The organism is Bacillus cereus group sp. BfR-BA-01383 (assembly GCF_022663495.1).
GTDB classification, from domain to species: domain Bacteria; phylum Bacillota; class Bacilli; order Bacillales; family Bacillaceae_G; genus Bacillus_A; species Bacillus_A cereus_AU.
Map to the genome: position 1 here is coordinate 85,149 of NZ_JAKUFP010000007.1, position 12,021 is coordinate 97,169.

Genomic DNA, 12,021 nt, shown 5'->3' on the forward strand with positions numbered 1-12,021 from the left:
TTATAGAGACCGTATTTTATCTCATTAAATTATCATACCAAATTTCTTATATATTGAATACTTTCTTTTTTACCATAAAACAAAAGTATACTTACTCAAAAAACGATTTTACTCAAATCTCCTACCACTTTCCATTTCTACTTTTTTCTAGTATAACTATGCTATAATGTATCTATTGTCAGTAAGAGGAGTGTTACAAGAATGCTGAATTCGGTCAAGAAGTTATTGGGAGATTCACAAAAAAGAAAGATTAAAAATTATGAACAAATTGTGAATGATATTAATCAATTAGAATCTGTAATGGAAACATTATCAGATGATGAATTACGCAAAAAAACTATTGTTTTTCAAAACATGTTACAAAATGGAAAAACAGTTGATGATATAAAAGTAGAAGCATTTGCTGTCGTTCGAGAGGCTGCAAAACGAGTACTTGGTCTTCGTCACTACGATGTACAGTTAATCGGTGGCCTTGTATTACTGGAAGGCAACATCGCTGAAATGCCTACAGGAGAAGGAAAAACACTTGTTTCTTCTTTACCTACGTACGTACGTGCTCTTGAGAAAAAAGGTGTTCACGTTATTACAGTTAATGATTATTTAGCAAAACGTGATAAAGAATTAATCGGACAAGTTCATGAATTTCTCGGCCTAACAGTCGGATTAAATGTACCGCAAATGGAATCTATTGATAAAAAACATGCTTATGAATCTGATATTACATACGGAATTGGGACTGAGTTTGGTTTTGATTACCTTCGTGATAATATGGCATCATCTCGAGCACATCAAGTACAGCGTCCATATCACTTTGCAATTATTGATGAGATTGACAGCGTTTTAATCGATGAGGCAAAAACCCCTCTCATTATCGCTGGAAAAAAAGCAAGCAGTTCAAATTTCCACCATTTATGCGCAAAGGTAATGAAAACGTTCCAAGATACTGAGCATTATATTTTTGATGCAGAAACAAAATCATGTAGCTTTACAGAAGACGGTATTACAAAAATTGAAAGCTTATTTGATATTGATAACTTATATGATTTAGAGCACCAAACTTTATATCATTATATGATTCAAGCATTACGTGCACACGTCGCTTTCCAACTAGACGTTGATTATATTGTAGAAGATGAAAAAATTGTACTCGTTGATATTTTCACAGGGCGCGTTATGGATGGCCGTTCTTTAAGCGATGGATTACATCAAGCACTTGAAGCGAAAGAAGGCTTACCGATTACAGATGAGAATCAAACGCAAGCATCTATTACAATTCAAAACTTCTTCCGTATGTATCCAGCATTATCTGGTATGACTGGTACAGCAAAAACAGAAGAGAAAGAATTTAACCGCGTATATAATATGGAAGTTATTTCAATTCCAACAAATCGCCCTATACTTCGTGAAGACCAAAAAGACGTCGTATATGTAACAGCTGATGCTAAATATAAAGCTGTCTGCGCAGAAGTAATAAATATACATAAGAAAAAACGTCCTATTTTAATTGGTACGATGTCAATCCTCCAATCAGAGACTGTTGCACGTTATTTAGATGAAGCAAAGCTATCTTATCAACTATTGAACGCAAAAAGTGCTGAGCAAGAAGCTGATTTAATTGCATCAGCTGGAAAAAAAGGACAAATTACAATTGCAACAAATATGGCAGGACGAGGAACGGATATTTTATTAGAAAAAGGTGTTCACGAACTTGGTGGCTTACATGTAATTGGAACAGAAAGACATGAATCTCGCCGCGTTGATAATCAGTTAAAAGGACGAGCTGGCCGACAAGGTGACCCTGGAAGTTCTCAATTCTTCCTTTCATTAGAGGATGAAATGATGCAACGTTATGCGAGTGAGGACGTAGAGAAGTTTAAAAAATCACTTAAAGTAACTGAAGATAGTTTAATTCAAAACACAAAAATTTACGACTTAGTCAACCGTACGCAATTAATTTGTGAAGGTGGGCATTTTGCAATGCGTGAATATAATTTGAAATTAGATGATGTAATTAACGATCAACGAAATGTAGTTTATAAACTTCGTGATAACCTTTTAAACGAAGAAACAAATATGATAGAAATTGTCGTTCCAATGATCAAAAACACAGTAGATGCTATTGCTAAAGAATATTTATTAGAAGGTATGGTACCTGAAGAATGGGATTTCACTAGACTAGTAGAAGCTTTACAAGAAGTTTTATCTACTGAAGAACTTCCAGCATTATCTGCTAACAATGTCCATTCCGTTGAAGACTTACAAGGACTATTAAAAGATACTCTTACAAGTTATATAGAGCGCGTTACTAATTTAGAAGAAAATGCAGATGCACAACAAGTATTACGTCAAATTGGCTTGCACTTCCTTGATTCTGGTTGGACAAACCATTTAAATGCAATGCAGCATTTAAAAGAAGGTATTGGCTTAAGACAATATCAACAAGAGGATCCAGCACGCCTTTATCAAAAAGAAGGTTTTGAAATCTTTTTACAAACATTTAGCCATTTTGAAAAAGAGGTTGCTTTATATTTAGCAAGATATATAACTGTTCCACAAAATATATAACGAGGTGAATTGCATGCTATCATTTTTAAAAAAGGCAAGAAAAAAAGGTAGAGACTCTGTAATTTCGAGTTCTCAATTATTAGGAACCGAAGAAAATAACAACAATACAAAAAACATAAAACCTAACTTATACTTTCATCCTTCTTGGAATGAGGTTTCACAAGAACAGAAGTATATTTATCAATTTTTACATAAATCTTTGCCTACCTTACAAGAAAATCAAATTTCGCTAGCCGGAATTGAAAGTAAAAAACATGAAAATGCTTATTATATTACTACATTTATTCGTAGTAGTGTAAAGCATCCAATTCAATTTGAGACTCTTACTCTATCCTTATTAAATAAAGATGGAGAAACATGTGCACGTCAAGCATTTGATTTGTCACTCTTAGAAGAAATCCCATCAAATGTAAATATGCCTTGGACTTTCGTCTTTGAAGAAAATTCAATTACTGAAGCAACGCTATCTACAGAAGATTGGCAACTAGTATTTGAATTAAAAGGCAAACATTCATTAGATTTAGATCCTATATGGCAAGAAAGGCTATCTGAAAGTGCGATCATGAAATTGCAAGAAATTGTTGCTAATCTTACACCACCTACAGAGGGTGAAATTAACTTCCTAGGGCTAAACGCAGCTGTAGAAGAAAACGGAGATTTGAATGCAACTATTTTAATTCGTAATGGCTATAATCAAAATATAACCCTTGAACAACTTCCATTGCATATTGCAGATTGCTCTGGAGCCGTCGTTGCAGAAGGAACATTTACATTAAAAGATTTTCAAATCAAGGCCAATTCAACTAAACCTTGGACCTTTACATTCTCTGCTACTTCAGTATCAAAAGAAACAATCGATTTATCTAAATGGAAAGCGTTTATCCCGCAATAACCATTATTATTCACTAATCAATTAATCAAAAACACGTCGTACTCTTTTATGAATACGACGTGTTTTTCTATGTAAATCTATTATGTAATTCAACTACAAACGCTCAATATGATACGCTGCTTCTAACTTACAAAAATCATCTATATTGTTTATTTTGTTATCTTTTAATATTTTTAATTGCTCTTCAGTCGGCTCTTCATTAATAAGCTCGTTAATTTTTTCATTCACTTTCACTGCTAACGCTTGATGGAATTCTGGATGTTCTTTCAACTCATCATCTACTTTATTAATCCAAGTTGATTTTGTGTATAAATACTGTTTCCACTGTTCAACAAATTGTTGCATATCAAACTTTTCTTCGTTCCATTCAATTTCCTTCATATACTGCTCAAAAGAAGCAACAACTGAACGCGTAATCCCGACTTTTACTCCGTGTGGTAACTGTTTGTACATCAAATATTCCCTCCAGCTTAAAGCGATTTCTTTTTAGCGCAAAGAAATCTTAAAATTCTTATACTTTTTATAATATCATACTGCTAATCTAAGATGTTACTATACTGCTAAGTTTAGCAATTGTCAACAGACGTGTAACATCTAGATATTCAAATTAAATGCATACATATACAAATATACAGAATCCGCCTCACACTCTATTATGTGAGGCGGATTGTCCCTACATTGCTTCAGCTTTTACAAACTGTAATTTATCTTTCTGCTCATTACTTGCCATCATCACTATCGTCTTTTCAACATGCGGATGTACATGTTCAAGTGTCACACTCGCTCCTGCTTTATCCGATTGCTCAACAAAGTTTAATAATGCCATAGCTCCTGATACATCCATATAGCGTACATCTTTCATACGCAAAATAACTGGTGACTTCACATCTTGTAAAGAAGCAAAAATACGATCTACTGATAGAAATGAAAGTGGCCCCTGAATTGTATACATCGCTTCTTTTTCTTTTATAATAGAAGCTTTACGTTCTTTACACTTCACCATGTATATAATGAAGGAAAGAATAATACCAAACGCAACAGCAATCATTAAATCGAACTTCACTGTCACAAACATCGTCACGAACATTACAATCACATCACCCTTTGGAGCTACATGCGCCTTCCTCAGGCTTTCCCAATCAAACATCCCGATGCCAGTTAAAATTAAAATGCCTGATAATACAGCAAGCGGAATATATTGTACCACTGAACCGAGTCCCATAATGAAAATAAATAATATGACGCTATGCATACAAGCTGAAAGTGCCGTTTTCCCGCCACTTCTTATATTAACGATGGATCTAACAGTTGCACCTGCTCCTGCTAATCCACCGAACAAACCGCTCGCAATATTACCAATACCTTGTCCGATTAACTCTTTATTACTTTTATGACGTGTCCCTGTCACATTATCCATTACGACAGACGTTAATAATGAGTCAATTGATCCTAGTAAAGCAATACTAAGTGCTGGTAATACAAGTGCTAACATGCCATTTGCGTCTAAAGTCGGTACGTGAAGAGATGGCATCGCTTCTGGAATTGCACCTATCTTTTCAACCACCATATTTAAAGAAAGAGTTCCTACAATTGGTAAGTTTACCGTAAGTCCTTGTAGCATAGAAGAAAATAACGGCAACGTTACTGTGACACCTACTAATGCCACTAGACTTGATGGAATGGCCTTAATCCATTTTCCAGAAACAATCATTACAATGATCGTTAATAACACGAGTAGAAAGCTATTTTGTACGTGCTTCATTTCACCTAAAATAATAATCAGTGCAATCCCATTCATAAACCCTGAAACAACAGGATACGGAATGTAACGAACATAAGAGCCTAGCTTGCATACACCAAATAAAATTTGAAATAACCCTGCCATCATAAAGGCAATAAAACTTGCTTCTAACCCGTGAGTTGCAATAACGCCTGTTGCAATTACTGTAATCGGCCCAGTTGGCCCCGTTACTTGCCCAGGTGTCCCGCCAAATAACGCTGCGAATAAACCCGCAAAAATCGCACCGTATAATCCTACAAGCGCTCCCTCAGATGTTCCTGTTGCGGCAATACCAAATGCAATTGCTAATGGCAAAGCAACTATCGCAACAGTAAACCCTGCTAAACATTCCTTTGCTATTTTTTGAAACATAAAAAAACCACCTTCATATAAAGTCCACGTTCCATTGTACACCTAAAAATACTCATTCGTTAGCGTATTTATAAGAAACTCTTTACAGTCTCGTGAAGTAAACGCATCCAAATAAAAGTTTCCCCTTACCTATGGAAACAATTGCAACTATGCTATAATGAACAAATTAAATCTTTTACTATATACTTGGAGGCACTATGCTAACTTTTGAAGAAAAATTATCGATTATTGAATCTTTCCCGGAATTAGAAAGAAAGAACGTATCATTAAAACGCGTAAACTTTCACTTTGAAGAAAGTCGTTTAGATAAAAAGAACGTTGTATATCATTTACATCCAAACGGAAACGGATTTGTATATGCAAGCGGTATTAAAGGTTACAAAACGGATGATAAAGGTATGGTTAACATCCGTGAATTTTCAGCAGAAGAACTACGTTCATTAATTGAAAAAACAATTGAACGTCTATCACAGGAGCAAGAGGAAATTGTAACACCATTGACGCCTGCTACCGAAGAGGAATGGCGTAATGAAGACGGCCATATCCTAACTCTTATTCAAGAGGATGACATGTGGAACGTTTACGCTGGCGTAAACTTAGACGGTACATTCAACTCTTATCCAGAAGCTGCTGAATACCTTGATGAAGAAGGTTTTTCACGTAAATAATACGTTCCTTACTACTAATGAGGCCGTCCCAAAAGTTTTTTTGGTACGGCCCTCTTTTTATTAATAGGCAGGGTTTTATTGTCGTATTTTGCAGTTTAGTCGATATATGTAGTGTTGTGTTCGATATAATTTCATGTACTATTACAATTTTCCCCAATAAGAACATAACTCCATTTCAAAGTTAGGTTTTCTGGGCAGTCCATTCCATAAAATTACGAAATCAAAACTTCTTATTCTCACTATCCCCTATAAAAATTTGAATTTGACAACTATACGTCTCCGTATTAAAAAAATCATTAATTAACTCAACTTCAATAAAACTCTCCACTTCTATATCATTTTCTTTTGTATATTTAATCATGGTATTTCTACGTTCTTCTTCATTTTCTTTACTATACGCTAATGTTATATATTTCCCGCCCGGTAATACTTTTATATTTTGCATCTCTTCCATATGTACATGATCTTGCACCTTATTAAAAACATACTTTGGTTCTACATCCCACTTTTCATTGACATTGTAGAGAATCCCCATTTCCATTGACATTTTCTCTTCATAATCTTGAACGATTTTCTCTAGATTGGAATAATACAGTAACTCCTGTAAACTCCCGACTTCTTTACAAGACGCTACAATTACATAACGCTGTTCAAAGAACTTAATAGATATTTCATCATTCTTTAATATTTCCTGTGAACTCCCTACTTTCGCATGTAACCCATCAATCGTTTCAATTACTCCTTTCATTTTCTTTATATGTTCTTCCGCTTCCGCTCTCTTTAATTGTAAAAATTGCAGCAACTTGTCCGTATTACATTCCTTAAAAATCTCTTGAAGTTCTACTATACTGGTGTTCAACTCTCTACAACTTTTTATAATATCAATGTGAATGAATTGATCAATAGAATAATATCTATATCCTGTTGATTCATCAATATGTTTTGGAATAAGGATCCCCATCTTATGATAGTACCTTAATGCCTTTATCGTTATATCCTTTATTTTTGCAACTTCTCCAATAGAAAATAATGTTTTCACCTGAATCTCTTCCTTTTTATTTTTTCCCTACCACTATTGACTCTCCCCTTAGAGGAGACCTTACTATTTATAATAAGTTATTTATATTAATAAAGGGAGCATACAATTATGAACACAGTAAAATATAGAAGTCTTGTTAAGGAAGACTATGAGCCTATAAAACATTTAATTGGCGAGGCATTTAGATTTAATCAATTCATTACAGATAAAAAATTTTTAAACTCCATATTAAATGTCTACCTACACAGTTGCATTTTAGAAAGTTCCTTTAGTATGGTAGCTGAAAAAGATAATAAAATTATCGGTGTCATTTTAGGCGATTCCGAAAAAGATAAAAACCGTTTAAAGAGATTCCATAATACGTTTAGCTTTGCCTTTAACACACTGAAACTATTCATGACGAATAAAGAGAATAGAGAGTTTTTAAAAACGTTTATAAAAGTTCAAAAAACATACAAAGAACTCATTCAAGGAAAAGAAGAGCAGTTTCAAGGTTGTATACAATTATTCATCGTATCCGAAGAATCTAGAGGTCTTGGAGTTGGAAAACATTTATTAAATCATTTATTACAATACATGACAAAAGAAGAAGTAACATCTTTATACTTATATACAGATAATGCATGCAACTATAGATTTTATGACAAACAAAACTTCAAACGTATACAAGAAAAAGCAGTTAATTTTGGACCAAAAGAAGAAGATTTCAACGTATTTTTATACCGCTATGACTTTAACTAATAGTAACATTTACACTTCGATGCTCTTTGCTAATTAGCAAAGAGCTATATTAAGTATGCTATCTAGCCTAAATCCTCCAACCAAACTCTTCTACTACTATTATTTCAGTTCGATCAGTGCGAAAAAGAGGAAGATATGTAACAACTTCAATTTAAAAAGGAGCGCACAACATGGAATGGATTCACGAATTATTTCAGCAATATGGGGATTATGTAGTACTCGTTGGATTGCTTTTAGAATACATTGCTCTTCCGTTTCCAGGAGAGCCAACATTAGCCTATGCAGGATTCTTATCACATCAAGGTGATTTGAGTTTACCCATTTTAATTATTTTATCCTTTATTGGGACAAGCATAGGTATGACATTCCAATACTTTTTAGGAAATAAACTTGGCATGCCTTTCATTCAGAAATACGGGAAATATGTATTTTTAACAGAACGGAAAATTAATTTAACGAAAATGTGGTTTGATAAATACGGATATTTTCTAATCTTTATCGCCTTTTTCATCCCAGGCGTTCGCCACTTCACAGGATACTTTGCAGGAATTATCAACTTACCGTTTCGCCGCTTTGCGATGACCATTTATTCAGGCGCCCTATTTTGGGTATCATTCTTCTTAATCGGTGGTTACTGGTTAGGGGAAAACTTAGAAAATATATTCCTAGTACTTGAACAACACATTTGGAAAATTATCTTCGGTATTATTATCATTACGCTAATCGCCCGATTTCGCCAGAAAATAAAGCATGTGCTTGTAAAAAATATGAATTAAAACGAAAAGCATGTTATTAAAATCGTTCATTCATAAGTATTATCCAGCTTAGCTGATTACACAAATAAAAAAAGCGGAGACCCATAGTCTCCGCTTTTTTACATACATCTTGCTCTCAAACTAAACCTCAAGACCATTAATTTTTTTTACGTCCAAACATCATCGCTCCCAAAATTAATGCGAACATACCTGCAAGGATAGAAGTAGATTCAGTTGCTGCTCCACCTGTTTGAGGAAGTAACTTTGATTGCTTATTACTTTCTTTACTAGATGGTACTTCTGATTTATTTTGTACATCTTGTTTGCTTTGTACTTCTACTTTATCTTGTACCTCTGGTTTGTTTGAAATTTCCGGTTGCTCTTTTACCTCTGGTTTGTTCGGTACTCCCGGTTGCTCTTCTGTTACCTCTAGTTCTTCTTCTTTTCACTCTTCTGTTGTTTCAACTTCTACTTTTTCTTCTTCTGGTGTTACCCAGATTTCCGGTTTGTCTGTTACCTCTGGTTTCTCTAACTCATTCGGTTCTTCTGTCACCTTTGGTTCTTCCGGTTTTAATGGCTCTTCTAGTTCTTCTGTTGTTTCTTCTTCAATCTTTTCTTCTTCTGGTTTTACCCAAATTTCCGGTTTGTCCGTTACCTCTGGTTTCTCTAACTCATTCGGTTCTTCTGTCACCTTTGGTTCTTCCGGTTTTAATGACTCTTCCAGTTCTTCTGTTATTTCTTCTTCAATCTTTTCTTCTTCTGGTGTTACCCAAATTTCCGGTTTGTCTGTTACCTCTGGTTTCTCTAACTCATTCGGTTCTTCTGTCACCTTTGGTTCTTCCGGTTTTAATGACTCTTCTAGTTCTTCTGTTGTTTCTTCTTCAATCTTTTCTTCTTCTGGTTTTACCCAGATTTCCGGTTTGTCTGTTACCTCTGGTTTCTCTAACTCATTCGGTTCTTCTGTCACCGTTGGCTCTTCCGGTTTTAATGACTCTTCCAGTTCTTCTGTTGTTTCTTCTTCAACTTGCTCTTCTACTTCTGTTACTTCATGGATCTTTATATTTGTAATATCATAACCATTAACTTTCGATTGATATCCCGTTACTGGTTGTTCTTTTACTTCATACTTATGAGCTTTTCCTTCATTATTAACTGCTGGTAACTTTTCAAACTCATATTTCCAACCATTTGCTGCAGTTACTTCTTCCGTTGCAATTACTTTACCATCTTGCAGTAAATCTACTTTAATTGTTTCCGGGCGATCATTTGCTTTGTCGCCTTCCCATGTTTTCGTTCCCATAACTGATGTAGTTTTTAACTTATTTGGAACCATAAGTTTTATTCCATTTACATCATCCTTCTTAATTGTAAAAGGAATTTTCGTTTGTGGATCGAACTCTACATAGTTCGGTGCTGAAATTTCTTGCACATAGTAATTACCTGGAGTTAGATTTTGTGCCTCAACTACTCCGTCTTTATTTGTTGTATAAGAATCACCAATCTGCTGACCTGACTCTGTATACAATTTAAAAGAAACACCTGGGATAACTTTCCCTTCGTTTCCTTCAATATGTTTCACAATTTGCAGCGTTCCTTTCGCCGGTAAATCCCCTTCAGCTCCGCCGCCAAATGATATATTTTTAACCTTTACACTATTAGTTTCAGTAATAGGTTTCTCATATAAAATTTGATAATCAAGTTTATAGTCATTCTGTAAATATTTTAACTTTTTCCCGCTCTCAGTAATTGTTGATTGATAGGAAACTGTAAATGAAGTAGCATGACCCTTATCTTTATAAATTACAACTTCAAATGAGTTATCACTCGTAAACTTAATGTATCCATAGCCTCGCTTTTGAAATTCCGCAAGAGACAATTGTTCTTTATTATTTACATTAATAGTAAAGCTCTCTTTATTCAGTAATTGTCCTTCTTGTAGTGTATCTTTCAAAACGATATTGTCATGTAAATATTGTTTCTTTAAATTTATATTTAAAAACCAACGCACTACATTACTATTGTCTGGCTGAATATCACCAGCTTTATAGAAAAAGATCCCCGGTTCTGTACCGCCGCCTTTCGAGTGGGTAATGCTAACCGTTTGTTTTTCTAAATTTGTCCCTAAATTCGTTTGTACATCTTTCGTTTTTCCTGCTTCTACATTCGTACCTTGAACAGTAAAATTAAAGTTCCCTCGAATATTTTCGAGCTGTTCTACTGTATCATTAAATGTACAAACTACATTATTTGCATTGATCTGGCACGTACCAAAAACACGTCCCGATTCATCCTTTAATGCAATAGTTCCACTATATCCCTTTAATTCTGGAGGTAGTGCTAACGTTAATGTATCCCCAGATTTCATCTTCTTTCCAGGCTTTTCACTAAAGTTTACATGTATGCTAGTCTGTTCTCCATAATTTAATTTTGTCTTTTCAAATGCAAAACTATCAACAAATCCTGCTGTATTTAATTCTTGAGCATGCCCTATGATAGGCATAAAAACTTATCCAATAAAAATAGTAAAAATAAAACAAATTACAGATATTCTTTTTAAATATGTACTCATAACGCCTCCAATTTTACTTATCACATTGTTCTGTCGTTAAATATTTCCATCCTAAACCATCTTAAAAAGGTTACGACTAAAGAATATTTGCAGCATCAAACTATCTTTAATCATGCAAAACAAAGCAGTAACAAAGCGATTCATTAACCATATTGTTCGCTTGTTTTGGCAGCCAGCAATAAATATTAGTACTTATAAAAATGTATTACAAGACTGTTCATTCACATTTTAATATGTTACTATATTAGTAGTAACCAAAACGCACTAAGTGACCACTTTATTCATAAGGTCATCCGATGACTGACCATCTTTCTTTACAAATATGCTCCACCAACATTCTCCTCAAATTTATTTATTCAACTCGTACTCAAATATGAATATATTTCGTAATTCCAAACCCACTATTTACTATTTTAATATTCCTCATCCAATCAAAAACACTTCTATTCAAAACATAAAATATGATTTCAAGACCAAAACACTAAAAACAAAAAATATTTCATTATAATATAGGAATGTAATTTAAAATAGAAAGTATACACTATTTTTTTGACCAAACTACCTCCCTTACTTGATCATTTTAAAAAAATAAAGCTACCTTTCCTTATTCAGAAAGATAGCTTTATTTTTATATACAACC

Annotated in this window: 10 protein-coding genes; 5 read left to right on the plus strand and 5 right to left on the minus strand. The window is 34.0% G+C overall.

Going from position 1 to position 12,021, the window contains the following annotated elements; all coding sequences use genetic code 11:
• Window positions 1-201 precede the first annotated feature (201 nt).
• On the plus strand, window positions 202-2,565 hold the full coding sequence (gene secA2, locus MR065_RS09640) for an accessory Sec system translocase SecA2 (RefSeq protein ID WP_242213481.1): 2,364 nt from the start codon (window positions 202-204) through the stop codon (window positions 2,563-2,565).
• A 13-nt stretch (window positions 2,566-2,578) separates the two neighbouring features.
• A complete protein-coding gene (locus tag MR065_RS09645; protein ID WP_242213482.1) occupies window positions 2,579-3,457 on the plus strand; it encodes an accessory Sec system S-layer assembly protein in 879 nt (292 codons plus the stop codon).
• A 93-nt stretch (window positions 3,458-3,550) separates the two neighbouring features.
• On the opposite strand, the gene MR065_RS09650 is transcribed toward MR065_RS09645, so the two are convergent.
• Entirely contained in the window at window positions 3,551-3,910 is a 360-nt protein-coding gene (locus tag MR065_RS09650; RefSeq protein ID WP_242213483.1) for a hypothetical protein, read from the minus strand.
• A 220-nt stretch (window positions 3,911-4,130) separates the two neighbouring features.
• Complete coding sequence (locus MR065_RS09655) at window positions 4,131-5,609, minus strand: SulP family inorganic anion transporter (protein ID WP_242213484.1); 1,479 nt, start codon at window positions 5,607-5,609, stop codon at window positions 4,131-4,133.
• Between the two features lie 197 nt (window positions 5,610-5,806).
• Here MR065_RS09655 and MR065_RS09660 point away from each other — a divergent pair, with 197 nt between their 5' ends.
• On the plus strand, window positions 5,807-6,277 hold the full coding sequence (locus MR065_RS09660) for a hypothetical protein (RefSeq protein ID WP_242213485.1): 471 nt from the start codon (window positions 5,807-5,809) through the stop codon (window positions 6,275-6,277).
• A 220-nt stretch (window positions 6,278-6,497) separates the two neighbouring features.
• On the opposite strand, the gene MR065_RS09665 is transcribed toward MR065_RS09660, so the two are convergent.
• Window positions 6,498-7,316 (minus strand): MerR family transcriptional regulator, encoded by an 819-nt coding sequence (locus MR065_RS09665; RefSeq protein ID WP_242213486.1) that lies wholly within the window; start codon window positions 7,314-7,316, stop codon window positions 6,498-6,500.
• Between the two features lie 108 nt (window positions 7,317-7,424).
• Between MR065_RS09665 and MR065_RS09670 the strand changes: the two genes are divergently transcribed.
• Together MR065_RS09670 and MR065_RS09675 are read left to right on the plus strand one after the other, a co-directional pair.
• The gene (locus tag MR065_RS09670; protein ID WP_242213487.1) at window positions 7,425-8,057 is read left to right on the plus strand and encodes a GNAT family N-acetyltransferase; all 633 of its coding nucleotides are present in this window, start codon (window positions 7,425-7,427) and stop codon (window positions 8,055-8,057) included.
• Window positions 8,058-8,227: 170 nt separating this feature from the next.
• Window positions 8,228-8,833, plus strand: coding sequence for a DedA family protein (locus MR065_RS09675; protein ID WP_242213488.1), 606 nt, complete (start codon window positions 8,228-8,230; stop codon window positions 8,831-8,833).
• Window positions 8,834-8,969: 136 nt separating this feature from the next.
• Here the strand turns inward: MR065_RS09675 and MR065_RS27890 are convergent, their stop codons facing one another.
• On the minus strand, window positions 8,970-9,182 hold the full coding sequence (locus MR065_RS27890; RefSeq protein WP_242213560.1) for an LPXTG cell wall anchor domain-containing protein: 213 nt from the start codon (window positions 9,180-9,182) through the stop codon (window positions 8,970-8,972).
• A gap of 75 nt (window positions 9,183-9,257) precedes the next feature.
• Window positions 9,258-11,312 carry a Cna B-type domain-containing protein gene (locus MR065_RS09685; RefSeq protein ID WP_242213489.1) on the minus strand — a complete coding sequence of 685 codons (2,055 nt, stop codon included), beginning with the start codon at window positions 11,310-11,312 and terminating at the stop codon, window positions 9,258-9,260.
• Window positions 11,313-12,021 lie beyond the last annotated feature (709 nt).